The organism is Melissospora conviva, from assembly GCF_049523535.1.
Classification (GTDB): domain Bacteria; phylum Actinomycetota; class Actinomycetes; order Mycobacteriales; family Micromonosporaceae; genus Melissospora; species Melissospora conviva.
In genome coordinates this window covers 419,999-444,602 of sequence record NZ_JBLLDT010000002.1, presented here as the reverse complement: position 1 = coordinate 444,602, position 24,604 = coordinate 419,999, and the positions used below count along the sequence as shown (strand labels likewise).

Below are 24,604 nucleotides of genomic sequence, written 5' to 3'. Positions count from 1 at the left end.
CGTAAGAATTCTTCAGACGTTCATCCGAACGTGAAGACAAGCGACACACCGCGACGCGCCCGTCCACCCGACTGCCAGGCCCCGCGCGCCCCGGCGCCCCGACGCCCGCCGGACCCTGATTCGAGGAGACTCCCATGCACAGGCGTGACATCCTCCGTCGTACCGCCGCCGCCGGCCTGCTCGCCACCCCCGCCGCCGGTCTGCTCACCGGCTGCGCCACCGGCGACGGCGGGAACGACCGTGACCGTTACGAGGGCACCAGGACCGCCCAGAACCCGCTCGGCGTCGCCGAGGAGGCGCCGCTGGAGGTCGTCATCTTCAACGGCGGCTTCGGCGACGACTACGCCAAGGCGCACGAGACGATGTACCGCACCACCTATCCCAAGGCGGAGATCAAGCACTCCGCGACGCAGGAGATCAGCAAGACCCTGCAGCCGCGCTTCGTCGACGGCACCCCGCCGGATGTCATCAACAACTCCGGCGCCGGCCAGATCGACTTCAACGGGCTGGTCTCCCAGGGGGCGCTGGCCGACCTCGGCGAGTTGCTCGACGCCCCCAGCCTCGACATCCCCGGCAAGACGGTGCGCGAGACGCTGCTGCCCGGCGTGGTCGAGATCGGCTCGTACAACGGGTCGTTCCTGGTGCTCAACTACACCTACACCGCGTACGGCATCTGGCACTCCACGAAGCTCTTCGCCGACCGTGGCTGGGAGTACGCCAGGACCTGGGACGAGCACATCGCGCTCTGCAAGCAGATCAAGGCCGCCGGCATCGCGCCCTGGACCTACGCCGGCGCCCACCCCCGGTACATGAGCTGGCCGGTGATCGCCACCGCGATCAAGTTCGGTGGCAAGGAGGTGGCGCTGGCCATCGACAACCTGGAGCCGAACGCCTGGACCTCGGACGCGATGAAGACCGCCGCCGACGCCTGGTACCAGATCGTCAAGGACCGGTACATCCTGGACGGCTCACCCGGCCTGGACCACGTGCAGTCGCAGACCGCCTGGTGCCAGGGGAAGGCCGCCTTCATCTCCTGTGGCTCCTGGCTGGAGAGTGAGCAGAAGGCCGTCACCCCGGCCGGGTTCAACATGACCATCGCCCCGACGCCGAGCCTGGGCGCGGGCGACAAGCTCCCCTTCGAGGCGATCCGCGGCACCGCCGGTGAGCCCTTCATCGTTCCCGCCAAGGCCCGCAACCGCGCCGGCGGCCTGGAGTACTTCCGCCACATGCTCTCCCTCGCCGGCGCCAAGGACTTCACCGCCAAGGTCGCCAGTCTCAGCGTGGTGGCCGGCAGCACCGACGGGGTGGAGCTGCCCTTCGGGCTCGACACCGTCTCGAAGGCCCTCGACACCGCCGGCGACAACGGCTTCAACTGGGTCTACAACAACTACTACCGCAAGCTCGAGCGCAACCTGGTCGACGCGGCCTGCGGCGAGTTCTTCAGCGGTCGCTCCACCCCGGCGGAGTTCCTGGCCGCCTGCCAGAAGGGCGCCGACGAGATCGCCGCCGACTCCTCGATCACCAAGTACGAACGTACGGCGTAGCACTTCTGTGCGGTGCCGGAGGACGAGCGTGAAACAGGGCAAGTACCCGCTGATCATCACCTTTCTGGTGCCACCCCTGCTGCTCTACGGCATCTTCGTGCTCTCGCCGTACGCGCAGGCGTTCCAGATCTCCACCACCGAGTGGCTCGGCTACTCCCCGGACGCGGAGTTCGTCGGGCTGGAGCAGTTCCGCCGGCTGCTGCACGACGGCTACGTCTGGAACGCGCTCAAGAACAACGCGATCCTGCTGGCGATCGTGCCGGTGGTGACGATCGGGCTGGGCCTCTTCTTCGCCGCGATGCTCAACATGGGCGGGCGCCGGGGCCGCGCCGGGGTCGCCGGCGTGCGCGGCACCTCGGTCTACCGGCTGGTCTACTTCTTCCCGCAGGTGCTCTCCGTGGTGATCATCGCGCTGCTCTGGAAGGAGGTCTACCACCCCAACAGCGGCCTGCTCAACGGCGCGCTCTCGGCGGTGGGGCTGCCCACCCCGGCCTGGCTGGGCGACCCGCGCACCGCCTTCTGGTGCGTGCTGGCCGTGATGGTCTGGAGCAACGTCGGCTTCTACGTGGTCCTCTTCGGCGCCGCCATGCAGGCCATTCCGCGCGACATCTACGAGGCGGTGCTGCTGGACGGGGCGTCGCGCTGGACGACGATGCGCCGGATCACCATCCCGCTGCTGCGCGACACCGTGCAGGTCGCCTGGATCTACCTGGCGATCGCCGCGCTGGACGCTTTCATCCTGGTGCAGCAGATGACCAAGGGCGGCCCGAACTTCTCCTCCGACGTCATCGGCCTGCGGATGTACGACACCGCCTTCGGCGCCGAGACCAAGTTCGGGTACGCCTCCGCGATGGGCGTGGTGCTGTTCTTCCTGACGCTCTCGGTGGCGATCGTGGCGCTGCGCATCGGCCGGCGGGAACGGATCGAGTACTCATGACCACTGTCCAGCAGCGCACCGCCACCGGCGCACCGGCCACGACGGCGCGGCCGCTGCGCCGTGACCGGGGCGTGGCGAACGTCTTCTCCCACACCGTGCTGGTGGTCTGGGCGGCGCTGACGATCCTGCCGCTGGCCTGGATGTTCGTCAGCTCGGTCAAGGACAACAACGAGATCCTCACCGATCCGTGGGGGCTGCCCGCGGCGCTGCGCTTCGACAACTGGGTGCGGGCGTTCAGCGAGGCGCAGATCGGGCGGTACCTGTTCAACAGCCTGGTCGTGGTGACCGGTTCGCTGACGCTGACGATGCTGCTCGGCGCGAGTGCGGCGTACGTCTTCGCCCGCTACAGCTTCCGCGGCCGGCAGCTGCTGTACTACCTCTTCGTCGGCGGGATGATGTTCCCGGTCTTCCTGGCGCTGGTGCCGCTCTTCTTCGTGGTCCGCAACGCCGGGCTCTTCGGCACCTGGACCGGGCTGATCCTGGTCTACGCGGCGTACTCGCTGCCGTTCACGGTCTTCTTCCTGACGGCCTTCTTCCGCACCCTGCCCACCTCGGTGGCGGAGGCCGCGCTGATGGACGGCTGCGGGCACTTCGGGCTCTTCTTCCGGGTGATGCTGCCGATGGCCCGGCCGGGACTGATCAGCGTGGCGATCTTCAACTTCCTGACGCAGTGGAACCAGTTCCTGCTGCCGCAGGTGCTGATGCAGGGCGACGAATCAAAGTGGGTGCTCGCCCAGGGGCTGGCGGCGCTGGCGGTCAACCAGGGATACGCCGGCGACTACAGCCAGCTCTTCGCCGGCCTGACCATCGCGGTGCTGCCGGTGCTGGTGGTCTACGCGATCTTCCAGCGGCGGATCCAGTCCGGTCTCACCGCAGGACAGCTCAAGTAGCCGGCACCTCTGCGCCGCAGGCCTGGCCCGGCGGCGGCGGGTGCGCCGCAGGCCCGGCGGGGCGCCGGGTGCGCCTCAGGCCGCCGGGGGGAGCGCGTCGTCCGCGCCGCGGACGAAGCGCCGGTGCAGTAGCTCGGGGGCCTGGACCTGCGGCAGGCCGCGCAGCGCCAGCCAGGCCGCGCCGGCCGCGCCGTCGCCCGGCGCCGGTACCGGCGCGCCCGGCCAGCGCGTGGCGACCGCGGCGCGGACCAGCGCGGCCAGGGGGGTGTCGCCGGTGAGCAGCCCACCGGCGAGCACCAGCGGGGTCGTCTCCTGCTCGTCGCGGATGCGGGCGACCGTGGCGACGAGCGCCGCGGCTGCCTCGGCCAGCAGCGCCCGGGCACCGGTGTCGCCGGCGGTCGCGGCGGCGCAGACCAGTGGGGCGAGCCGGGCCAGCGCCACCGGGGGTGCCTGCGTGACGGCCTGGATGACGGCTTCGACGCTGCGGCGGGGGTCGGCGGCGACCTCGGTGGTGCCGATCAGCTCCCGCATCACCCGCCGGCCGAGCGGTCCGGGCTCGCCGGCGTCGAGCCCGGCAAGGGTGTGCCGGACGACCTCGCGCCCCAGCCAGAAACCCGATCCGGTGTCGCCCAGCAGCCACCCGTGCCCGTCGGCGATCCGGGTGGGTGTCATTGCCCGCAGCCCGACGGCGATCGCCCCGGTGCCGGCGATCAGCACGGTGCCGTCCGGGGCGGCGGTGCCGGCCGCGTACGCGACGACGGCGTCGCTGCAGACCTGCCAGGGGCAGCGCAGCCCGGCGGCGGACCAGGCCTGGTCGAAGGCGGCCCGCACGGCCGGGTCGCTGGTCAGCCGGGCGGCGCCGGCCATCCCGAGCACCCCGGCGCGGACCCGGCGCGGGTCGTGGCCGGCGAGGGCGGCGCGCAGCGCGGCGGCGAACTGGGCGGCGGCGGTCACCCCGTGGCTGGTCGGGTTGCCGCCGAGGGCGCGGCCCGCGCCGACCCGCTCGCCGGCGAGGGTGAAGAGCGCCGCGCGGGTGGCGGTGCCGCCGAGGTCGAGCCCCAGCACCAGGGCGGCATCGGGAAGCGGCACCCCGACATCGTCCGCGCCGGGTCACAACCGGGGCAAGCCCTCGGTGGCGTGTCGTACGTCAGGCGCAGAATCAACAGCGTGTTGACGGTGGTGGCGGCGGGACCCAACGGTGGGGGAGTGCTGCGCGCGCTGCACCCCGACGGGAGTCCCGCCGGTCCCGTCGACCTGGTCGACGACCTGGTCGCCGCCGTCGCCGCCCGCCAGGCCCGGTCGCGGCCCCGCTGGATCTGGGCGGCGACCGCCGAGTTCTATCCCCGGTTGCTCGCCGCCGGGGTGCGAGTCGACCGCTGCCACGACCTGGAGCTGACCGAGGCGCTGCTGCTGGGCCACGCCGGGCACTGGGGCGAGCCGCGCAGCGTGGCCGCGGCGTACGCGCGCCTGCACGGCCGGGCGGTCCCGCCGGATCCGCCGTCCCGCCAGCCCACCCCGCCCGGGCAGGACCAGCCGGCGCTCTTCGCCGCCCCGGCCGCCGACGGCCCGCGCCTCGACGAACTTGTCGCCGTGCACGCCGATCAGCTGGCCCGGATCGGGTCGACCGGGGCGCCGGGGCGGTTCCGGATGCTGGTCGCGGCCGAGTCGGCCGGGGCGCTGATCGCGGTGGAAATGGCCGCGGCCGGGTTGCCCTGGCGCGCCGACGTGCACGACGACCTGCTGCGCGACCTGCTCGGCGAGCCATCCCCGGTCGGTGGTCCGCCGCGCAAGCTGGCCGCGCTGGCGGCGCGGATCGCCGAGACCTTCGGCCTGCGGCAGTTGCAGCTCGGCTCCCCCGGTGAGCTGCTCAAGGCCTTCGCGCAGGCCGGCATCGATCTGCCGAACACCCGCTCGTGGTCGCTGCGGGCGGTCGATCATCCGGCGGTGCCGCTGCTGCTGGAGTACAAGGAGCTCTACCGCATCTGGACCGCCCACGGCTGGGCCTGGCGCGGCGACTGGGTGCGCGACGGGCGTTTCCGGCCGGAGTACGTACCCGCCGGGGTGGTCTCCGGCCGCTGGGCGACCCGTGGTGGGGGCGCGTTGCAGATTCCGAAGGTGGTGCGGCGGGCGGTGGTGGCCGACCCGGGACGCCGGTTGGTGGTGGCCGACGCCGGCCAGCTCGAGCCGCGGGTGCTCGCCGCGGTCTCCGGTGATGCCCGCCTGGCCGCGGCCGGCGGCGCCGGCGACCTCTACGCGGCCCTGGCCCGGGATGCCTTCGGCGGGGACCGGGCCCGCGCCAAGTTGGCGCTCCTCGGCGCGATGTACGGCCAGACCGGCGGCGCTGCCGTCCCGGCGCTGGCGGTGCTGCGGCAGAGCTACCCCACCGCCTTCGGCTATGTCGAGGCCGCCGCCCGTACCGGTGCCGCAGGCGGGCTGGTGCGCTCCTGGCTGGGCCGGACCTGCCCGCCGGGCCCGGTGCCCCCGGACGCCGGTGGGAGCGACCCGGTGGGGGAGGAGGGGACCGCCGATTCCGCCTCCGGGCGGGCGCGGGGGCGGTTCACCCGCAACTTCGTCATCCAGGCCACCGCCGCCGAGTGGGCGTTGACGCTGATGGCGCTGGTCCGCACCGGCCTGGCCGGCACCGGCGCGGAGCTGGTCTTCTTCCAGCACGACGAGGTGGTGGTCGACTCCCCGGCCGGAACGGCCGCACAGGTGGCCGAGCTGCTGACCGATTCGGCGAACCGGGCGGGGGAGCTGCTCTTCGGCGCCTCGCCGGTGCGCTTCCCGCTGGACGTCTCGATCGTCGACTGCTACGCCGACGCGGCATAGGGGTGCTTTTTCCGATTTGCCGATACCTGTCCCGAAACCACTCGTTGGGTCCGGTGAGCGTAAGGGCGGCGTGACCACCGCCCGGGCCGGCACCGGCCGGCTCTCGGAGACCATGACACGCGCCGTCGGCGGCACCGCGAAGTCCGCCGGTGGAGTGGGTCGTCACCAGTGGGGGTGGCGGAGTTGAACCGCATCGCAGGAATGATCATCGCCGCGGGTGGCGGACGGCGCATCGGCACCCCGGAGGCGCTGCTGCACCAGGACGGCAGGCCGCTGGTCGAGCAGATGCTCGAGACGCTGACCGAGTCCGGCTGCGACCCGGTGGTGGTGGTGCTCGGCGCCGCTGCCGACGAGGTCCGTGAGTCCGTGGACCTCTCCGCGGCGACCGTCGTGGTGAACAAGGCGTGGGGCACCGGCATCGGCTCGTCGCTGCGCGCCGGCCTCAACGCGCTGAGCGACAACAGCATCGAGGCCGTGGTGGTGGTGCCGGTGGACATGCCCGGCCTGACCGCCGCCGCCGTACGCCGGGTGATCGCGCTGCCGTACCCCGACGTGCTGGTCTGCGCCACCTACGGCGGGCTGCGCGGCTACCCGATGCTCTTCGGCCGCCGGCACTGGGCGGGAATCAGCACGCTGGCCAAGGCCGACGTCGGCGCGCGCCCCTACCTGCTGGCGCACAAGAAGGAGATCGTCGACATCTCCTGCGACTCGGTCGCCGACGGCTGCCGGGTCGACACCCCGGAGCTGATGGAGCTCTGGGGGCTGACGGTGCCGCCGCAACGGGTGGGGGTCTGAGCGGCGCAGCCGATTCCGGACAGCGACGGGGGGCTGCGCCGGCCGGTTCAGACCTCGATGTTGAACTCGCGCAGCACCGACGGCGCCACCAGGCCGATCGTGGCGAGCACCGCGAGCCCGGTGAGCACCGCGCGCATCACCACGGTCTCGGCCTTGCTGCCGGTCTTGATGGCGATCGAGTTGGGCAGGCCGACCATCGTCCACATGCGGCGCTTGATCGGGATGGGCCAGAGAATGGGCACGCCCGCCCGCGTGATCATGTCGCCGAGGATGTGCACGAAGGACCCCACGCCGACCGCCAGCCCGATCATCGGATAGCTCTGGTTGCCGGGGAGGTTCAGGTAGGTGAGCCAGGCGGCGCCGAGCGAGATCACCGTGACCCAGACCCAGCCGGCCCGCTTGGCCCACTCGTCGAAGAGACCGCGCAGCGCCAGACCGATCATGAAGAAGAGGATCGGGATGACGGCCCACTTGCCGTACGCGTTGCAGAGCGAGGTGGTGCCCCAGCCGACGAGCAGAGTGAAGGGGATGGTGTGGGTCAGCGTCCGGTGGCCGTTGCGGCGTACCGGGTCCTTGCTCAGCCGGGTGGCGGTGTAGACCCCGAGGGAGACCTTCTCGACCACCTCGGCGATGAAGAGCGAGAAGACCCCGAAGGTGCGGGCCACGGTAGCCCCGCCCTCGTTCTTCGTCACCTTGCCGGAGAGGTCCAGGTCCGGGAAGAGTGCGCCGCCGGCGCAGACCGCGGTGCCGACGGCGATGGCCAGTGCGGACTGTTCGTAGTCGGTGAACTGCTCCACCGCGAACGACCCTGCCAACCACACCGCCGCGCCCGAGAGCGCGTGCGACGGTCCCATCATGCCGGCAACCTCCCTATGGATCTTGCGGGAGAAGGTACGGCATCGGTGTGACAGCGCCGACACCGGCACCCGTGCTGTCCGTACTCAGTGGACGTTGGAGGAAATGGTCGCGGCAGGCGCTCCGCGGCGAGCGGATCAGCTCGCCTGGTCGTCGCGGAAGAGCAGATTCCCCTCCGGAACGACGATCTTCGCGGGCGCCGTGGGCGGCCGGTGCCGTCCGCCTTCGCGGCCGGCGCCGAGATAGGTCAGCACGGTCAGTCCGGCGATCGCCGGCCAGCTGTAGCGCTCGCCGACCATGCTCCTCGCCCGGCGCGCCACCCGCCGGGCGAAGACCTCGTCGGCCAGCAGCCGGTCGACCGCCCCCGCGAGCGCCTCCGGATCGCTGTGCGGGAAGGTAACCCCGGTGACCCCCGGTTCGACGATCTCGGCCAGCCCGCCGGTGGCCGCCACCGCCAGCGGCGCGCCGGCCGCCGCCGCCTCCAGCGCGACCATCCCGAACGGCTCGTAGAGGCTCGGCACCACCGTGGCGTCGGTGGCCGCCAGCATCGCCGGCAGCTGGGTGGCGGTCATGAACCCGGCGAAGCGCACGGTGCCGTCCAGTCGCAGTGCTGCCGCCTCGGCCTGCAACTGCTCCCGGTACGGCCCGTCGCCGGCGATCACCACCCGCAGTCCCGGGTGCCGCCGGTGCAGCCGGGGAACGGCGTGCACCAGGTGCTGCACGCCCTTCTCGTAGACCAGCCGCCCGGCGTACCCGATGAGGGGGCCGTCGCCGGCGAAGCGGGCACGGGCGGCGGCGACCGCGCGGGCGCCGGCCCGCCAGGCGCGGTCGTCGACGCCGTTGGGCACCACGTCGACCCGGCTCTGCGGGGCGCCGAAGAGGGAGGTGACCTGCTGGCGCATGTAACCGGAGCAGACGATCACCCGGTCGGACTCGTGGGTGATCCAGTGCTCGACGGCGTGGATCGTGCGGTTGAGTTCCTCGGGCAGCCAGCCCTGGTGCCGGCCCGCCTCGGTCGCGTGGATGGTGGTGACCAGCGGCAGACCGAGATGCTCGGCGAGGGTGATGGCGGTGTGCGCCACCAGCCAGTCGTGGGCGTGGATGACGTCGTACTCGCCGTCGTCGCCGGCCCGCAGCGCCGCACGGGTCAGGGTGTGGTTGAAGGCCATCGTCCAGGCCAGCAGCGAGCCGGTCGCGAGCGGGAACGCCACCGGATCCTCGGCGGCGCGGATGACGCGTACGCCGTTGACGTGCTCCCGCAGCGGCGCCCCGGCGGCGTGCCGGGTGACCACGGTGACCTCGTGCCCGGCCGCGGCGAGCGCGCCGGAGAGGGCGTGGACGTGCCGGCCGAGTCCGCCGACGAGCACCGGCGGATACTCCCAGGAGAGCATCAGGATGCGCAGTCGGCGACCGGGGTTGATGGCGATCAGGTCGGCGTCAGGTGACATGCGGTCCCCCTCGGATTGCTCCGGCCTCCCGCGCGCGGCGCCGGACCGGTGCCGCCACGTCATCGGGATGGACCAGATCCTGCCGATACCGCAAGAAGGTGCGAAGAATTCGCTGTTGCCAATGTGTAACGGTCAGTTGTCACTTGCCGCGGGCGCGTAGTACCTCCCCGACGGACCAGGCCTGGAAGGGGCAACCGGTGGCGAGATGCGGCGCGGATCCGTCCGCCGTCTCGCTCACCGAGCCTAGGCCAAACTCTCCCAGATGAGAATCAATGCCTGCGAAAACGTCCATCATGGGAAGATCCGCCCGTCTGTGGGCATCCGCCCACGGCCCGAGCAGCCACGGCCAGACCGTGCCCTGGTGATAGGCCCGGTCGCGCTGGGCCGGACCGCCACGGTGTGACCCGGCGTAGCCGGGCAGGCCGGGGGCGAGGGTGCGCAGCCCCAGCGGCGTCAGCAGCCGGGCGCCGATCATCCGCAGCGCTTGTGCGTCGGCGGTCATCGGCGCGTACGGCAGGGACCAGGCCAGCAGCTGGTTGGGGCGCAACTGGTCGTCGTCGTGGCGCGGACCCGCGCCACGCGGGTAGGCCGGTGCCGGGGCGTCCACCACGTCGTGCAGCCAGCCGGCCGGCGCCGGGAAGCGGCGCCGGAACGACGCCACCGCCTTGCCGTGCGCGGCGCGGGCCGTTGTTGCCTGCGCGCCGATCCGCTCGGCCAGCCCGGCGACGGCGGCCAGCCCGTTGACCCAGAGCGCGTTGACCTCGACGGCCTTGCCGGCCCGCGGGGTCACCGGCACCCCGTCGACACGGGCGTCCATCCAGGTCAGAGCCGCCCCCGGTGCGCCCTGGGTGAGCAGCCCGTCCGCCGGGTCCACGCCGATGCCGTACCGGGTGCCACGCAGGTGCGCGTCGACCACCGTGCGCAGCGCCGGAAGCAGTTCAGCGGCCAGGTCGTCGTCGGCTGCCACCTGGACGTGCCGGGCGACCGCGTGCAGGAACCACAGTGTCGCGTCGACGGTGTTGTACTCCACCCGCCCGGTGTCGGCGGTGTTGGCGAGCATCCCCTCCGACAGGGTCGCCGCGTAGCCGCGCAGCAGCTCACGCCCTCGCGCGGCGCGGCCGGTGGCGAGGAAGAGCCCCTCGTAGGCGATCATCGTGTCCCGCGACCAGCAGCCGAACCAGGGGTAACCGGCCACCACGTCCGGGCCGCGCGGAGTGTCGATGACGAAAGCGTCGGCGGCGAGCGCCAGGCTCGCCTGCACCTCGTCCGCCGGCCGTGCCGCGGCGACCACCGCCCGGTGCCGGGCCCGGGCTGCCCCCACCACCTCCTCGGCCGGCGGGGGCGCCTGCGCCGGGGTCGGCGTCCACGCCCGCACCCCGAGGACGTCGCCGGGCCGCTCCAGGGCGGCCGCGAAGGAGCCGGCGTGCCAGAGGTCCTCGCTCGCGGCCAGGCCGCGAGCCGCCTCCTCCCGGTGGTACGCCCCCAGCCACCATTGCCCGGCCGGCTCCCAGCCCGGACCGGCGATGCGGAACGCCTCCTCGACCACCACCCCGTCGGCCGCCGGCCACATCGCCGGCGCGACCCCACCGCTGCCCCGCTCGCCGTGGGCGTCGCGCCAGGTGCAGACCGCCGAGAGCTCCAACCGCACCGGGCCGCCGGCGAGCAGCCGGTGCACCACGGCGACCGCGCAGCGGCCGTGCGTCATGGCGATCTCCCGTTCGATCACCACGTCCCCGATCCGCCAGCGCCAGCGGGGGAGCCCGTCGGTCAGGTCGAAGCGTTCCAGCAGTTCGAAGCCGCGCGGGTCGATCGTGCCGGGCGCCCACTCGTGCGCGCCGAGGCGCACCCGGGCACCTCCGGGCAGCGTCACGGCCGGGTCCAGGCTCACCAGACCCAGATGCCGGGCCGCCGGAGTCTCGTCTGCGGCGATGAGCAGGCCGTGGTAGCGGCGGGTACGCAGCCCGCCGACGGTGCCCATGGCGTACCCGCCGAGACCGTCGGTGACCAGCCACTCGCGCGCGGCCGCGGCATCGGCGTCACCGCAGATCTGCGGACCGAACCGGATGTCGATCATGTGTCCTCCGCGGGTCGGGCCTCCGCCACGGCGCAGCGGATGGGCGTGCCGGAGGCCGGCAGCGGTGCGGTCGGCCGCGGTGCGAATGGCAGTGGCTTTCCGGGGACGCTACGGCGGAGAATGGAGCGATGGTCACTGATGGGCCACCGAAGCGTTCCCGGGTGGAGACCGCCCCGCCCGAGCACACCCCGCCCGAGCACCTCCCGCCGGGCTCCGCATCTTCCGGGGCCGGCGGGACCGAGCCCGGCCCGGACGCCGAGCGGCATCGGCTCGCCGAGGCCGACGCCGGGCAGCGCGACTGGCGCGCCTGGGGTCCGTACCTCTCCGAGCGGGCCTGGGGCACCGTCCGGGAGGACTACAGCGAACACGGCACGGCCTGGGACTACTTCCCCCACGACCACGCACGCTCGCGGGCGTACCGGTGGAGCGAGGACGGGATGGCCGGCGTCTGCGACGAACGGCAGCGGTTCTGCTTCGCACTGGCCCTCTGGAACGGCGCGGACCCGATCCTCAAGGAGCGGATGTTCGGCCTCGGCGGCGACGGCGGCAACCACGGCGAGGACGTCAAGGAGTACTGGTGGTACGAGGACTCCACCCCGACCCACTCGTACATGCGCTGGCGTTACCACTATCCCCAGGCCGCCTTCCCGTACGCCGAACTCGTCTCGGTCAACGCCCGGCGGGGACGCGACGACACCGAGTACGAGCTGGTGGATACCGGACTCTTCGATGATGACCGGTACTGGGCGGTGACCGTCGAGTACGCCAAGGCCGCGCCGACGGACATGTGCCTGCGGATCACCGTCGCCAACCGGGGCGACCGGGCCGCCCGCCTGCACGTGCTGCCCACCCTCTGGTTCCGCAACACCTGGGCGTGGGGGCTGCCCGGCGCGCACCGCGTCCCGGAGATCACGGCCGACGGCGCCCGGCTGGTCGGCGCCCACCACACCCTCGGCCAGGTCGTGCTCACCGGAGCCGGCACCCCCACGCCGTTGGTCTGCGACAACGACAGCAACACCGTACGGCTCTGGGGGCTGCCGGGGCGTACCCGTTTTCCCAAGGACGGCATCAACGACCACGTCGTCGACGGCGCCGCGACCGTCAACCCGGCCGGCCGGGGCACCAAGGGGGCGTTGCACTACATAGTGGACGTACCCGCGCGGGGCCAGACCGAGATCCGGCTGAGGTTGACCGGCACCGACCCGGGGTCGACGGTGCCCCCGGCCGACCTCGGCGCGGGCTTCGAGGCGGTGCTGGCGCGGCGGCAGGCCGAAGCCGACGCGTACTTCGCCGACCTTATCCCGGCCGCCGCGAGCGCCGACGAGGCGCTGGTGGCCCGGCAGGCGGTCGCCGGACTGATGTGGGGCAAGCAGTTCTACCACTTCGACGTGACGCGCTGGCTGGCCGGCGATCCCTGCGCGGTCCCGCCGCCGGCCGGCCGCCGCCAGGGGCGCAACAGCGCCTGGCCGCACATGAACAGCTGCGACGTCATCTCCATGCCCGACCCCTGGGAGTACCCCTGGTACGCCGCCTGGGACCTGGCGTTCCACTGCGTCGCCCTGGCCCGGGTGGACCCCGGCTTCGCCAAGGACCAGCTCCTGCTCCTGCTGCGCGACTGGTACCTGCACCCCAACGGCCAGATCCCGGCGTACGAGTGGGCCTTCGGTGACGTCAACCCGCCGGTGCACGCCTGGGCGGCGCTGAAGGTCTTCGCCATCGACGGCGGCCGCGACCACGCCTTCCTGGCCCGGGTGATGCAGAAGCTGCTGCTCAACTTCACCTGGTGGGTCAACCGCAAGGACACCGGCGGCAACAACGTCTTCGAGGGCGGCTTTCTCGGCCTTGACAACGTCGGCCCCTTCGACCGTTCGGCGGCGCTGCCGGTGACCGGGGTGCTGGAGCAGTCCGACGCCACCGGCTGGATGGCGATGTACGCCCTCAACCTGCTCGACATGGCGATCGTGCTCGCCGAACACGAGCACACCTATGTGGACCTTGTGACGAAGTTCTTCGAGCACTTCGCCTACATCGCCGCCGCCGCGTACTCACAGGGGCTCTGGGACGACGAGGACGGCTTCTTCCACGACGTGCTGCGGCTGCCTGACGGCTCGCAGATTCCGCTGCGGGTGCGCTCGGTCGTCGGGCTGGTGCCGCTGGCCGCGGCGACCCGGCTCACCTCCCACACCCTGCACCGCCTCCCCGAACTCGCCGCCCGGCTGCGCTGGTTCCTGACCGGCAAACCGGAGTACGCCACCGTCATCGGCACCCGCCGCCTCGGCGCTGACGGCCGGCAGCAGCGACTGCTGTCGATGGTCGGGCCGCAGCAGCTGGTGCAAGTCCTGTCGCGGATGCTCGACCCGGCCGAGTTCCTCTCCGACTACGGCCTGCGGACGATGTCCCGCGCGCACCTGGCCCGCCCCTTCTCCGTGGTCCTCGGCGGCCGGGTGTTCACCGTCGGCTACGAGCCCGCCGAGTCGCAGGCCGGCGTCTTCGGCGGCAACTCCAACTGGCGAGGCCCGATCTGGATGCCCACCAACTACCTGCTGATCGACGCGCTGCGCACCTACGCCGACTTCTACGGCGACGACCTGCTGGTGGAGTATCCGACCCGCTCGGGGAACAAGCACACCCTGCACGAGGTGGCCGACGACCTCTCCGAGCGGCTGATCGCCCTCTTCACCCGCGACTGGTGGGGGCGACGGCCCATCTACGGCGCCTCGGAGCTCTTTCAGCGGCACCCGGACTGGCGGGACCGGATCGCCTTCCCGGAGTACTTCCACGGCGACAACGGCGCCGGCCTGGGCGCCTGGCACCAGACCGGCTGGACCGCCCTGGTCGCCGACCTCATCATCGGCCTGCGAAGTCAGGGCACGGGACGCGATTGACCTTCCCGAAAACCGCATGACAAAGGCCGGACCCCACCGGGGTCCGGCCTTCGGTCGTTGTTGCTGTGTGGTTGTCACCAGTGCTGGGCGACCAGGTCGGCGGCCTGGGCTTCCCACTTCGCGTACGCGTCCGGGTACGCCGACACCTGCACCTTCTGCGCCGCGTCGGTCAGTTCCATGCTCTCCCAGCCCTGCACGTCCTCAAGGGACTCCAGGAACGCCTTGGTCGAGTACTGCGGGTCCCGGATCTGCTCCACCGTGCCCCAACCACTGGACGGACGCTGCTGGAACAGACCCTGCGAATCATGATCGTTCGCCGCACCCAGGTGACCCAGGTTCTCCAGCTTCGACTCCTGCATCGCAGTAGCCACCGCGATCACCGCAGCCCGCTCGTTCATACCCTGAGCCTTGGTCGCCTCGACGATCGCCTTCACGTTCGCCTGCTGCTCGGCGGACAGATCGATCCGCGCCTGCTCACCGGTCACACTCGTGGCCAGCTTCGCCCGATCCGGACCGGCCCGCACCTGCGCCACCGCAACCGTATCCGGGGCCGCCACGTCATGCGCGACCGCCGGCACCACCGGACCCGCGAGCACACCAGAGGTGAACGCCAGACCCGCCACACCAACACCGATACCACGGAAAATGTTCTTCATCGAAAAAGCTCCTTCACACAAAGGGGGACACCCACCGACGCGCACACCCTGAGTCACGACTCAGGAAGACACGCGCGCACGTGCGGGCTCGTACCAAAGAAGATTGGGGGAACGGCCGAGAAGGGGAAACACCCCCGGCACCCACACCGAGGCCACCCGGGTTCACACACCCGGCGCGGCAGGGGGTCGCGTTCCTCGGCCGTACGCCATACACAACCACGCCGGCCCCCGGAGCGATTCCGGACCGGCCCCCATCCCGGCCCGAAAAAATCCGGACATTCATGCCGCAACTTGCTGGCGGCAACCGGCCATACGGCGCTCAACGGCGTATCTCGGCAGAGCCATCGCGAGGTGGACGGAGCCCTCGGTCGGGATCAGGATGATGAGGTCCGGTACGGGGCTCGGCTTGTGGATCTCCGCGGCCGGGTACGCCGGCACCCGGACTGGCGGGGCCCATCTCCGGGGCGTCCCGCCGGGACGTCTCGCATCCAGTCAGGAATGAAGAAGCGCTAGTCGGCGGGGTGCACCTGGCGTTGTTCCCACCGCAACCGGCCTGCTGAGGGACGGGCTTCGGGGCGACTTGTGGCTGGTCGACGGAGTTGAGCCGCCTCGACGCAGTTACCGCTGCGAGGATGGGATCGACCACGACGTGACCGGGGGAGAGATGACTGAAGTGGAAGTTCCGCCGCGGCCGCTGGAGGAGCGGCTGCGGGACACCCGCGCAAAGCTGGCCGGCGACATCGACCTCTGGGTGGCGACGGCGGGCCCGACCGGGGGTGTCCATCTTGTCCCGCTCTCGTATTGCTGGGACGGGAGCGCTTTCCTCGTCTCCACGCCGCGCTCCTCGGTGACCGCCCGGAACCTGCTGGCGGACAACCGGGTACGGCTGAGCCTCGGGCCGACGCGTGACGTCGTGATCGTCGACGGCACCGCCGCAGCGGTGGAGATCGCCGATCTCGGCGCGGAGGTGGGCGACGCCTTCGCGCGCAGGACCGGCTTCGACCCGCGTGAACTCGACGAGACGTACCAGTACTTTCTGATCCGGCCGCAGCGCATTCAGGCCTGGCGGGAGGCGAACGAACTACGGGGCCGCATCCTCATGCGCGACGGCCGCTGGCTCGGCTGAATCCGGGCGGACGCAGCCATGATCGTTAGTTGATTCCCGGTGTGGTGAGGGCCGCAGAGCACCGGAAATCAACTAACGATCATCACGGCTCATCGGCGGGCGACCGCGATCCATCCGTGCGCCGCCCGCTGTCGCCGTCGCCGGCTCAGCTCATCGTGGCGAGCAGGTCGCGGCAGGCGCGCTCGCAGGCCCGGCAGGCTTCGGCGCAGATCCGGCAGTGTTCGTGCATGCCGGCGTGCTGCTCGCATTCGTCGCCGCAGGCCTTGCACGCGGTGATGCAGGCCTCCAGCAGGCTCCGGCTGATGTTGGCGTCGTAGCCGGTGTGGCGGGAGAGCACCCGGGCGGTGGTGTCGCAGATGTCGGCGCAGTCGAGGTCGCTGCGGATGCACTTGGTCAGCATCTGCACCTGATCTTCGCTCAGGCAGGCGTCCGCGCAGGCGGTGCAGGCCTGGCTGCACGAGATCAGCATGTCGATCGCCGCGGCGAGCTTGCTGCGATCCATGTTGATCGAGGCCGGGTAGGCGCCGAGCATCGCGCGGGTGGTCGTTGTCATGGTGGCCGTCACGGTCACTCCCTTCGTCGTTTCTGCTGGTCCGTTCCCTCCTACCCGGCACGTCACGGCTCATGCGGGGGCGCCGGGTGGGCAGGGACCCGAACCGGGCGAAATGGGTGTGACCGGCCGGCTGCCGCCGCGTACGCTGCCGCAGGGCCGGACAGGAGCAGGGGAAGGATGGGACGTATGGGACGTATGGCGGCAGGAGCGCGCGACGGGGCGAAGGTGCTCGTTTTCGATGCCGACGACACCCTCTGGGAGAACAACGTCCTCTTCGAACGGGTCATCGACGACTTTCTGGAATGGGTGGCCCACCCGACCCTGGCCAAGACCGAGATCCGGCGCATCCTCGACGACATCGAACGCGCCAACGCCGTCGCCCACGGGTATGGCAGCAAGGTCTTCCTGCGCAGCCTCGGCGACTGCTTCACCCACCTGCGGCAGCGCCCCGCAACCGAGGCCGAGCGGCGCGAGATCGAGGAGCTGGCGATAGCGCTGCAGCACCACGAGGTCGAGCTGATCCCCGGCGTGGCCGACACCCTCGACGACCTGGCCCGCCGCTACGAGCTGCTGCTGCTCACCAAGGGCGACCGCGACGAGCAGCAGCGCAAACTCGACGCCTGCGGACTGCTGCACCACTTCGATGCCGCGCACATCGTCGACGAGAAGAACACCGACACCTACCGCCGGCTCAGCGCCACCCACGGCTTCGACCCCGCGTACGCGTGGATGATCGGCAACTCCCCGAAGTCGGACATCCTGCCCGCCCGGGCGGCCGGCTTCAACGCCGTCTTCATCCCCAACGACAACACCTGGGTCCTGGAACACGACGAACTCGACCCCACCGACACCGGCGTGCTGCACCTGTCGGCCTTCCCTGAGCTGCTGCGCCACTTCTGATGGCGGAGATCGCCGAGGGGGATCCGGCCGCCGCCTACCTGCGGGGCCTCAGGGAGCAGTTCGACCGCGCCAGGCCGGCCGGCGATCAGCCGCCGCTCGGCGTCACCGAGGCGGAGCGGATCCAGGAGCAGTTGCGGCAGTACGTGGAACCGGCAAGCCGACTGGCGGCGCAGCCTACCCCGGTCGCCGGGGTCGACGTCTCCTACGACAAGGCCTCCGAACAGGTCGTGGCCGCCGCGGTCCTCATCGACCCGGCAACCGGTGAGCTGCGGGAGTCCGTCGTCGTCCACGGCGAGGCCGCCTTCCCGTACGTCCCGGGACTGCTGGGTTTCCGCGAGGTGCCGATCCTGATCGAGGCGCTGGCAGGGCTCGCCGGCCGTCCCGACGTGGTGGTCTGCGACGGGTACGGCCTCGCCCATCCACGACGCTTCGGGCTCGCCTGCCACCTGGGAGTGGTAACCGGCCTGCCGACCTTTGGGGTGGCGAAGACACCTTTCGTCGCGGGGTACACCGCACCCGGCAGGCGGCGGGGCGAGTGGTCGCCGCTGTGCGACGGCGATGAGGTCCTGGGCCGGGTTCTGCGCACGCAGACCGATGTGAAACCGGTCTTCGTCTCCGTGGGCCACCGCATCAGCCTGGACGAGGCAACGGAGATCACTCTGGGGCTCTGTCGCCGTTACCGTCTCCCCGAGACGACCCGCGCCGCCGATCACCTCTCCCGCAAGGTACTGCGCTGCCTAGCCACGTCGGCCGAGGGATCACGCGACGATCTGGCGCGGCCTCGGCCGAAGATCCACCGATCGGTGGAGGTGCGAATCAACCCGAGCTCAGACGACACGGTCGACGTGGCGGGGGCGGTGCGCCCATAGCTTCGGAGCATGACCGTGTTGGACGTACGACATCTGCACAAGCGCTACGGACGGCACGTCGCCGTCGACGATGTCTCTTTCACCGTCGAAGAGGAGGAGATCTTCGGCATCATCGGGCCCAACGGCGCCGGCAAGACGACAATCGTCGAGAGCATCGCCGGCCTGCGAACACCCGACTCGGGTTCGATCTCCGTGCTGGGACTCGACCCGGTCAAGGACCGGGCCCAGGCGCGTGAGCGAGTCGGCGTGCAACTGCAGGAGAGCAGCTTCCCAGACGCGATCAAGGTCGCCGAAGCCCTCGAGCTCTACAGCTCCTTCTACCGGAACCCCGCCGACTGGCGCGAACTCATGGAGCTCCTTGGCCTCACCGAGAAGCGCAACACGCAGTACAAGGCTCTCTCTGGCGGGCAGAAGCAGCGACTGTCGATCGCGCTCGCTCTGGTCGGGAATCCGAAGGTCGCGATTCTCGACGAGCTCACGACGGGACTGGACCCGCAGGCGAGGCGCGACACCTGGAGTCTCATCGAGCGCGTTCGGGACACGGGCGTCACGATCCTCCTGGTCACGCACTTCATGGATGAAGCGGAGCGCCTCAGCGACCGGATCGCCGTCATCGATGGTGGCCGGGTCGCCGCAGTGGACACGCCCGCAGGGCTGATTGCCCAGTCGAGCGCGGCGCAGCAGGTCCGGTTCCGCCTGAGTCAACCGCTGGACAGGAGTGTCCTGACCGAGCTTCCCGACGTGACCAATGTCGAGATCACCGATGGCCGCTGGCTGGTCACCGGCAGGGGACAGCTTCTGAGCAGCGTTGCAGGGGCGCTCGCCAGGGCACAGGTCGTCGCGGAGGATCTCCGCGTCGACCAGCGCAACCTCGACGACGCGTTCGTGGCCTTCACGGGACGCGCCCCGGAGTCCTCAGGATCCGCCGAGAGGAGGGTGCACTGATGCCCGCGCTCCTGAAGATGGTCAAGGTCGAGACGAGACTCTTCCTCCGGGACTCTGCCACCGTCATGTTCGGTGTGCTCTTCCCGACGGGACTCCTGCTCGGGCTGGGTGCCATCCCGGCGCTCAGAGAGTCGTCGCCGGAAACCGGTGAGCTCCGGTCCATCGACATCTGGGCGCCGACCGCACTGGTCTTCGGGATGGTGATGATCGCCGTGCAGCACGTCCCGGCGATAATCGCGACGTATCGTGAGCGCGGCATCCTGCGTCGGCTGTCGACCACTCCTGCGCACCCGCGCCTGGTCCTGCTCGCGCAGATGATTGTCGCGTTCGCCTCCGTTGTCGTCTCCGCGGCACTCATGATCTTTCTCGCGTGGGCGGTGCTGGATATCGCGCCGCCCGAGCGGCCGCTGGAGTTCGTCGTCGCCTTCGTCGTCGGCTATGCCGCACTGCTCGGGATCGGCATGATCTCCGCGGCCGTGGCCCGCACGAGCAGTGCCGCGAACCAGATCGGCACCTTCCTGTTCGTTGCGCTGATGTTCTTCGGTGGAGCCTTCCTGCCCCGTGTCCTCATGCCCGACGTGCTGCGCGAGGCCGGCGAATTCATACCGCCCGGGCTGCAGGCTCTCACCGCGGCGTGGTCCGCCGAAGCGGGCGAGGTCACCGCCACTGCCGGTGGGCAACCGTTCTGGCTGCAGATTGCCATAATGGCGGGCATCGCACTGATGGCGAGCGCGGTCGCCGCGAAGCTCTTCCGCTGGGAGTAGGTTTCGATGATGCGGGATGCCGGGGCCGGTGAGCGCCCGAGCTTCGGGACGCACGAATCCGCCATCGTGGAAGAGGCGGAGATGGCGAATCGCTCCCGGTTGGCCTGGAAGAAGGAGCAGCTGCGGGTCTGGGACCTTCTGCAGTTGATCACACCGTGGCTGCTGCTGACGGTCTCGACGGCAATCTATTTCTTGCGGGTGCTTCCGGCTGATGGCGAACGCTTCCGGCCCGAGGGGGCCGCCGTCCTCGGGCTCGTCGCGGTCTCGGCGCTGTGGGTGCTGTTCGGGCAGACGCTGCCCATTAGAAGGAGGACGCTCCGGCCCGTGTCGGCGGGCATCTACTTCGTCGGGCTGCTGGCGCTGTGCGTCACCCTCATGACGTACTCCGACATCTTTCTCGTCTTCACCGTTGCGGGCTTCTTCCACGCGTACCTGCTCAGGCCGTGGCCGTTGGGGGTGCTCGGAGTCCTGGCCACCTCCGTGGCCCTCAACGGCTCGGCGATGCGCGTGTGGGCCAACCCGACCCCGGCCATGCTCGCGGAGTTCATCCTGATCGTCACCGTGCAGACTGCGGCGATCGGGGTGGGCATCCTGCTGACGGCGCGCAGCGAACCGGAGGAACGCAAGCGGGAGGAACTCGTCGAGCGACTCGAGGCGGCACTGCACGAGAACGCCGGGCTCCACGCGCAACTGGTCGCCCAGGCCCGTGAATCCGGGGCGCAGGATGAGCGGCAGCGATTGGCCGGCGAAATCCACGACACGCTGGCCCAGGGTCTCGCCGGCATCATCACACAACTCCAGGCAGCGGAGCGTTCCGCGAGTGTGCAGGGCGAGACGGAAGAGCACGTCGCGCGCGCACTTCGGCTCGCCCGCAGCAGCCTGACCGAGGCCAGACGGTCCGTGCAGGCGCTCGCTCCCCAGGAACTCGGCCGAGCGCACCTCCCCGACGCGCTGCGTGTGTTGACCGAGCAATGGTCGCAGGACCAGGGGATCAGCGCGCAGGTGGAGGTCACCGGCGTCCGGGAGCCACTGAGCCCGGCGATCGAGGTGTCGCTCTTCCGGGTCGCGCAGGAGTCGTTGACCAACGTGGCGAAGCACGCGGAGGCCTCGCGCGTCGGCGTCACGCTGTCGTACGCGGGCACCGAGGTGCTGTTGGACGTACGCGATGATGGACGCGGCTTCGCGCAAGGGGTCGGCACCGGCTTCGGCCTGACGAGTATGCGCCAGCGCATCAGAGGGGTCGGCGGTCACGTAGAGGTGCAGAGCGCACCGGGTGAAGGGACATCCGTCAGTGCGCGCGTTCCGGCGATCGCCCGCGGGGGCACGAGAGCAGATGGGGAGACCGACCGATGATTCGACTGGTGATTGTCGACGATCATCCGATCGTGCGGGGCGGTCTTCGCGACACATTCGCAGACGCCGAGGACATCGTTGTGGTCGGTGAGGCCGGGGACGGCGCCGAGGGCATCGAACGGGCAACGCTGCTGGCAGCGGATGTCGTGCTCATGGACCTTCGGATGCCCGGGATGGACGGCGTCGTGGCGACCGCGACCCTGCGCGAGCGGGCCCCGAGTGCCCGGGTACTGATCCTGACCACCTTCGACAGCGAGAGCGACGTACTGCCGGCGATCGAGGCGGGTGCGATCGGATATCTCCTGAAGGATGCTCTGCCCGACGAACTGATGCGAGCGGTCCGTGCCGCCGCGCGTGGAGAGTCTGTGCTCGCGCCGTCGGTGACGCAGCACCTGATGGGGCATGTTCGCAGGCCCGGCGTCGGCACGCTGACCGATCGAGAGAAGGAGGTACTGCAACTGGTCGCGAACGGCAATTCGAACCGGGACGCTGCTACCGCGTTGTTCATCGGTGAAGCGAGCATCAAGACTCACCTGCAACACATCTACGACAAACTCGGCGTTCGTGATCGAGCCTCGGCGGTGGCCGAGGGCTACCGCCGTCGCCTGCTCACGTGACACCTGACCGGCGGAACGGTGGGTGGAGCAGGCGGGCGCTGCCGGCTTTGTAGAGCCGGGCGGGGCGCGCTCCGGTGTCGGCGAGCGCCCCGGGCACCTCGGTCACGAAGCTCTCGGCCGCCAGGATCTTGCGCCGGAAGTTCGCTGCCTCGATTGCCTCGCCCCAGATCGCTTCGTAGGTCCGCCGCAGCTCGCCGAGGGTGAACTCGGCCCGCATGAGCCGCAGGGCCACGTCTGTGTACTCGATCTTGCCGCGTACCCGCTCGACGGCGTCGTTGACGATCATTCTGTGGTCGAAGGCGAACTCGACCTCGTCGAGGTCGTCCAGCGCCCACCAGCGGGCGTCGGCGGCGTCCGAACCGCCCTCCGGCTCGCCGGGGTAGGGGACCAGGGCCACGTACGCGACGGAGACCACCCGCATGCGGGGGTCGCGCCCCGGGTCGCTGTAGGTCGCCAGCTGTTCCAGGTGGGCCGAAGAGAGTGCGATGCCGGTCTCCTCGACCAGCTCACGCCGGGCGGCTGAGCCGGCGTCCTCGTCGATGCCGACGAACCCGCCGGGCAGTGCCCACGACCCGGCGTACGGCTCCCCGCCGCGCTCGACGAGCAGCAGGCAGAACGCACCGTCGCGGATGGTCAGGACGGCCAGGTCCACGGTGACCGCGAACGGCGGGTACGCGCCGGGGTCATAGCTGTTCATTGCACTCCTTGGGAAAGGGCGACGGGGTTGCCGTACTCGGTGCCGACGCGCGGGTAGTCCAACTTCCAGTTGTCGGCGAAGTCGCGCCGGATCGCGGCCAGGCCGGCCCTGATCCGCGCGTCCAACGTGGGGGAGTCCAGCACCAGGTAGTTCAGGCCGTGCCGCTCGCAGAGGTCGATCCAGTAGGCGTCGGCGCTTTCGCGGCTGTCGCCGCCGTACCGGAGCGGGTCGGCCTCGAATGCAATGGTGGCCGACGGGATGAGGTAGAGGTCGGCGGCGGTGGCGACGGCGTCGGCGACGAGGCCGTCGGGAGTGTTGCCGCCCCACATGTCCCAGTAGCCGACGGTGGTGAAGAGGTCGGTGTCCTGCACGATGAACGGCTTGTCGCACGCCTCGACGTCGGCGGCGGCCTGGATGGCCTTCTGGCCGCGCCAGATCGTCGCCATCTTGGCCTCGGTGACCTCGGGCCCGATGCCGGGCGCTTCCAGATAGGGGCGGGCGTACTCGAAGAGCCAGTGCCCGCCGAGCAGGGACGCCAGCTTGCGCGACAGGGTGGTCTTGCCGACGCACTCCGCCCCGAAGAGGGTGATGCGCCGCCGCACCACGGGCTGGAACTCCGGCAGCAGGTCGGCGAAGCGGCCCAGCGGGTCGGTGCGCACCGCGGTCGCCTTCGCGCCGTTCAACTCGCGGCCGATGTCGTACGGCACGAAGGTCGTGCCGGTGACCCGGGCGAGGTCGGCGCCGTAGGGCTCACTGGTCACGATGAGATCGGTCCCGGGCTGGAGACCGAACATCAGCAGGAGGTCGCGCCACATCTCCCAGAATCCCGGGTCGTCGCCCTGGGGCTCCTGCTGGAGCGTCTTGTGTAGGTGGTGGATGTTCACCCGCATCGTCCCGGTCGCCGCCCGCAGTGCCGCGACCCGCTCGGCCCAGTACGGTTCGCCCGGCTGGGTGCAGATGATCACCTCGGCGGTCTCGGCCACGGATGCGGCGAACCGGATCAGGTTGAGGTGTCCCTTGGTCGGCGGCAGGGCCGTCACCAGGACGTACGCGCGGGTCATGCCGCGACCTTCGCGCGCTGTGCTGTCATCGACTGACGCCACGAGTACGCACCATAGAGGGTGTTGCCGAGGAAGAAGACGTACTGGAATCCGGCCAGCGGCAGGCCCGCCTCGAAGTAGGTGTAGATGGCGGCGACGTTGACCACCGCCCAGACCGCCCAGGTCTCGATGCGCTTGTTGTCCAGCAGGAACTGGGCCAGCATGGTGCCGATGAGGATCGCGGCGTCGGTCGGGGCCATCTGTCCACCGAGAGCCTTCACCAGGGCGCTCGCGCCGAAGTAGGCGAGCGCGGTGACCGCGATGTACGCCGGCCACCAGCGCAGCGCGACGAACCCGACGGGACGGGTCTGCTCGTCGGCGCGCCAGCGGAACCAGCCGTAGACCAGCGCCGGTGTCAGGTACGCGTTGAGCAGCGCCGACGCCACCAGCTCCTGCTGCCAGAAGAGGACCGCGTACGCGGCCGTGCTGATCGCGCCGATCGGGTAGTTGAGCCGCCGCTGCTTCACACAGAGGTAGGTGCAGGAGAACGAGGTGACGACGGCGAAGACCTCGAGCCAGTTGAGGGTCTGCACCCAGCCGGCCGCCAGCGCGATGACGTACGAGACGCCGATCAGGACGACGGCGACGACCGCCGACTCGATGACGGCCCGGTCACGCAGTTGCCGGTAGAGGTTGGCCCCGAACCCGGGGACGGTGAGGGCCGGCGCGGTGGTCGCTGGTTGGCCAGTGGTCATGCCTGCCTCCGAAGCAATATAGTCAAGATGACTATATTCGTGCTGAGCGTCGTGTCAAGGCCGCATGCCGCG

21 protein-coding genes and 1 pseudogene are annotated in these 24,604 nt (G+C 70.7%); 13 read left to right on the top strand and 9 right to left on the bottom strand.

Annotated elements, in window-relative coordinates:
* Positions 1-134 precede the first annotated feature (134 nt).
* Genes ngcE through ACK8GG_RS07125 form a run of 3 tightly spaced genes read left to right on the top strand, consistent with a single transcriptional unit; the run spans position 135 to position 3,371 of the window.
* Complete coding sequence (gene ngcE, locus ACK8GG_RS07135) at positions 135-1,544, top strand: N-acetylglucosamine/diacetylchitobiose ABC transporter substrate-binding protein (RefSeq protein ID WP_440355897.1); 1,410 nt, start codon at positions 135-137, stop codon at positions 1,542-1,544.
* Between the two features lie 28 nt (positions 1,545-1,572).
* Positions 1,573-2,481 (top strand): carbohydrate ABC transporter permease, encoded by a 909-nt coding sequence (locus ACK8GG_RS07130; protein ID WP_440352852.1) that lies wholly within the window; start codon positions 1,573-1,575, stop codon positions 2,479-2,481.
* On the top strand, positions 2,478-3,371 hold the full coding sequence (locus ACK8GG_RS07125) for a carbohydrate ABC transporter permease (RefSeq protein WP_440348909.1): 894 nt from the start codon (positions 2,478-2,480) through the stop codon (positions 3,369-3,371). Before ACK8GG_RS07130 ends, ACK8GG_RS07125 begins: the two co-directional genes overlap by 4 nt.
* A gap of 75 nt (positions 3,372-3,446) precedes the next feature.
* Here the strand turns inward: ACK8GG_RS07125 and ACK8GG_RS07120 are convergent, their stop codons facing one another.
* On the bottom strand, positions 3,447-4,460 hold the full coding sequence (locus ACK8GG_RS07120) for an N-acetylglucosamine kinase (protein ID WP_440348908.1): 1,014 nt from the start codon (positions 4,458-4,460) through the stop codon (positions 3,447-3,449).
* A gap of 48 nt (positions 4,461-4,508) precedes the next feature.
* Here ACK8GG_RS07120 and ACK8GG_RS07115 point away from each other — a divergent pair, with 48 nt between their 5' ends.
* The gene (locus ACK8GG_RS07115; RefSeq protein WP_440348907.1) at positions 4,509-6,200 is read left to right on the top strand and encodes a bifunctional 3'-5' exonuclease/DNA polymerase; all 1,692 of its coding nucleotides are present in this window, start codon (positions 4,509-4,511) and stop codon (positions 6,198-6,200) included.
* A gap of 201 nt (positions 6,201-6,401) precedes the next feature.
* The gene (locus ACK8GG_RS07110; protein WP_440349228.1) at positions 6,402-6,995 is read left to right on the top strand and encodes a nucleotidyltransferase family protein; all 594 of its coding nucleotides are present in this window, start codon (positions 6,402-6,404) and stop codon (positions 6,993-6,995) included.
* Positions 6,996-7,042: 47 nt separating this feature from the next.
* Here ACK8GG_RS07110 and ACK8GG_RS07105 read toward each other — a convergent pair whose 3' ends face one another.
* The 3 genes from ACK8GG_RS07105 to ACK8GG_RS07095 all read right to left on the bottom strand — a co-directional run bounded on the left by ACK8GG_RS07105 (position 7,043) and on the right by ACK8GG_RS07095 (position 11,372).
* The gene (locus tag ACK8GG_RS07105; protein ID WP_440348906.1) at positions 7,043-7,852 is read right to left on the bottom strand and encodes a metal-dependent hydrolase; all 810 of its coding nucleotides are present in this window, start codon (positions 7,850-7,852) and stop codon (positions 7,043-7,045) included.
* A 135-nt stretch (positions 7,853-7,987) separates the two neighbouring features.
* Positions 7,988-9,298, bottom strand: a complete 1,311-nt coding sequence (locus ACK8GG_RS07100) for a glycosyltransferase family 4 protein (protein WP_440355896.1) — start codon at positions 9,296-9,298, stop codon at positions 7,988-7,990.
* Positions 9,299-9,437: 139 nt separating this feature from the next.
* Positions 9,438-11,372, bottom strand: a complete 1,935-nt coding sequence (locus ACK8GG_RS07095) for an amylo-alpha-1,6-glucosidase (protein ID WP_440355895.1) — start codon at positions 11,370-11,372, stop codon at positions 9,438-9,440.
* 128 nt (positions 11,373-11,500) lie between these two features.
* Between ACK8GG_RS07095 and ACK8GG_RS07090 the strand changes: the two genes are divergently transcribed.
* Positions 11,501-14,257 (top strand): MGH1-like glycoside hydrolase domain-containing protein, encoded by a 2,757-nt coding sequence (locus tag ACK8GG_RS07090; protein ID WP_440355894.1) that lies wholly within the window; start codon positions 11,501-11,503, stop codon positions 14,255-14,257.
* 74 nt (positions 14,258-14,331) lie between these two features.
* On the opposite strand, the gene ACK8GG_RS07085 is transcribed toward ACK8GG_RS07090, so the two are convergent.
* Positions 14,332-14,913 (bottom strand): hypothetical protein, encoded by a 582-nt coding sequence (locus ACK8GG_RS07085; protein WP_440348902.1) that lies wholly within the window; start codon positions 14,911-14,913, stop codon positions 14,332-14,334.
* 664 nt (positions 14,914-15,577) lie between these two features.
* On the opposite strand from ACK8GG_RS07085, the gene ACK8GG_RS07080 reads away from it, so the two are divergent.
* On the top strand, positions 15,578-16,039 hold the full coding sequence (locus tag ACK8GG_RS07080; protein WP_440355893.1) for a pyridoxamine 5'-phosphate oxidase family protein: 462 nt from the start codon (positions 15,578-15,580) through the stop codon (positions 16,037-16,039).
* 145 nt (positions 16,040-16,184) lie between these two features.
* Here the strand turns inward: ACK8GG_RS07080 and ACK8GG_RS07075 are convergent, their stop codons facing one another.
* Complete coding sequence (locus ACK8GG_RS07075; protein ID WP_440348900.1) at positions 16,185-16,604, bottom strand: four-helix bundle copper-binding protein; 420 nt, start codon at positions 16,602-16,604, stop codon at positions 16,185-16,187.
* Between the two features lie 183 nt (positions 16,605-16,787).
* Between ACK8GG_RS07075 and ACK8GG_RS07070 the strand changes: the two genes are divergently transcribed.
* The 6 genes and pseudogenes from ACK8GG_RS07070 to ACK8GG_RS07045 all read left to right on the top strand — a co-directional run bounded on the left by ACK8GG_RS07070 (position 16,788) and on the right by ACK8GG_RS07045 (position 22,040).
* Positions 16,788-17,492 (top strand): HAD family hydrolase, encoded by a 705-nt coding sequence (locus ACK8GG_RS07070; RefSeq protein ID WP_440348899.1) that lies wholly within the window; start codon positions 16,788-16,790, stop codon positions 17,490-17,492.
* Positions 17,493-17,623: 131 nt separating this feature from the next.
* Positions 17,624-18,241, top strand: a pseudogene (locus ACK8GG_RS07065) (endonuclease V); the annotation flags it as partial.
* A 129-nt stretch (positions 18,242-18,370) separates the two neighbouring features.
* Complete coding sequence (locus tag ACK8GG_RS07060; protein ID WP_440355892.1) at positions 18,371-19,306, top strand: ABC transporter ATP-binding protein; 936 nt, start codon at positions 18,371-18,373, stop codon at positions 19,304-19,306.
* The gene (locus tag ACK8GG_RS07055) at positions 19,306-20,070 is read left to right on the top strand and encodes an ABC transporter permease (protein ID WP_440355891.1); all 765 of its coding nucleotides are present in this window, start codon (positions 19,306-19,308) and stop codon (positions 20,068-20,070) included. Before ACK8GG_RS07060 ends, ACK8GG_RS07055 begins: the two co-directional genes overlap by 1 nt.
* 6 nt (positions 20,071-20,076) lie before the next feature.
* Entirely contained in the window at positions 20,077-21,423 is a 1,347-nt protein-coding gene (locus ACK8GG_RS07050; RefSeq protein ID WP_440355890.1) for a sensor histidine kinase, read from the top strand.
* Complete coding sequence (locus tag ACK8GG_RS07045) at positions 21,420-22,040, top strand: response regulator (RefSeq protein WP_440355889.1); 621 nt, start codon at positions 21,420-21,422, stop codon at positions 22,038-22,040. The genes ACK8GG_RS07050 and ACK8GG_RS07045 overlap by 4 nt, the downstream gene beginning before the upstream one ends.
* On the opposite strand, the gene ACK8GG_RS07040 is transcribed toward ACK8GG_RS07045, so the two are convergent.
* The 3 genes from ACK8GG_RS07040 to pnuC are packed head-to-tail and all read right to left on the bottom strand — an operon-like array spanning position 22,033 to position 24,532.
* The gene (locus ACK8GG_RS07040; protein WP_440355888.1) at positions 22,033-22,737 is read right to left on the bottom strand and encodes an NUDIX hydrolase; all 705 of its coding nucleotides are present in this window, start codon (positions 22,735-22,737) and stop codon (positions 22,033-22,035) included. The two genes, ACK8GG_RS07045 and ACK8GG_RS07040, sit on opposite strands and share 8 nt — an antisense overlap.
* Positions 22,734-23,798: an AAA family ATPase gene (locus ACK8GG_RS07035; protein ID WP_440355887.1), complete on the bottom strand. Its 1,065-nt coding sequence runs from the start codon at positions 23,796-23,798 to the stop codon at positions 22,734-22,736. The genes ACK8GG_RS07040 and ACK8GG_RS07035 overlap by 4 nt, the downstream gene beginning before the upstream one ends.
* Positions 23,795-24,532, bottom strand: a complete 738-nt coding sequence (gene pnuC / locus ACK8GG_RS07030) for a nicotinamide riboside transporter PnuC (protein ID WP_440355886.1) — start codon at positions 24,530-24,532, stop codon at positions 23,795-23,797. The genes ACK8GG_RS07035 and pnuC overlap by 4 nt, the downstream gene beginning before the upstream one ends.
* Positions 24,533-24,604 lie beyond the last annotated feature (72 nt).

Coding starts and splice junctions, on each gene's coding strand:
- ngcE (WP_440355897.1), top strand. CDS start 135: ATGCACAGGCGTGACATCCTCCGTCGTACCGCCGCCGCCGGCCTGCTC.
- ACK8GG_RS07125 (WP_440348909.1), top strand. CDS start 2,478: ATGACCACTGTCCAGCAGCGCACCGCCACCGGCGCACCGGCCACGACG.
- ACK8GG_RS07110 (WP_440349228.1), top strand. CDS start 6,402: ATGATCATCGCCGCGGGTGGCGGACGGCGCATCGGCACCCCGGAGGCG.
- ACK8GG_RS07105 (WP_440348906.1), bottom strand. CDS start 7,852: ATGATGGGACCGTCGCACGCGCTCTCGGGCGCGGCGGTGTGGTTGGCA.
- ACK8GG_RS07100 (WP_440355896.1), bottom strand. CDS start 9,298: ATGTCACCTGACGCCGACCTGATCGCCATCAACCCCGGTCGCCGACTG.
- ACK8GG_RS07095 (WP_440355895.1), bottom strand. CDS start 11,372: ATGATCGACATCCGGTTCGGTCCGCAGATCTGCGGTGACGCCGATGCC.
- ACK8GG_RS07090 (WP_440355894.1), top strand. CDS start 11,501: ATGGTCACTGATGGGCCACCGAAGCGTTCCCGGGTGGAGACCGCCCCG.
- ACK8GG_RS07085 (WP_440348902.1), bottom strand. CDS start 14,913: ATGAAGAACATTTTCCGTGGTATCGGTGTTGGTGTGGCGGGTCTGGCG.
- ACK8GG_RS07080 (WP_440355893.1), top strand. CDS start 15,578: ATGACTGAAGTGGAAGTTCCGCCGCGGCCGCTGGAGGAGCGGCTGCGG.
- ACK8GG_RS07070 (WP_440348899.1), top strand. CDS start 16,788: ATGGCGGCAGGAGCGCGCGACGGGGCGAAGGTGCTCGTTTTCGATGCC.
- ACK8GG_RS07060 (WP_440355892.1), top strand. CDS start 18,371: ATGACCGTGTTGGACGTACGACATCTGCACAAGCGCTACGGACGGCAC.
- ACK8GG_RS07055 (WP_440355891.1), top strand. CDS start 19,306: ATGCCCGCGCTCCTGAAGATGGTCAAGGTCGAGACGAGACTCTTCCTC.
- ACK8GG_RS07050 (WP_440355890.1), top strand. CDS start 20,077: ATGATGCGGGATGCCGGGGCCGGTGAGCGCCCGAGCTTCGGGACGCAC.
- ACK8GG_RS07045 (WP_440355889.1), top strand. CDS start 21,420: ATGATTCGACTGGTGATTGTCGACGATCATCCGATCGTGCGGGGCGGT.
- ACK8GG_RS07040 (WP_440355888.1), bottom strand. CDS start 22,737: ATGAACAGCTATGACCCCGGCGCGTACCCGCCGTTCGCGGTCACCGTG.
- ACK8GG_RS07035 (WP_440355887.1), bottom strand. CDS start 23,798: ATGACCCGCGCGTACGTCCTGGTGACGGCCCTGCCGCCGACCAAGGGA.
- pnuC (WP_440355886.1), bottom strand. CDS start 24,532: ATGACCACTGGCCAACCAGCGACCACCGCGCCGGCCCTCACCGTCCCC.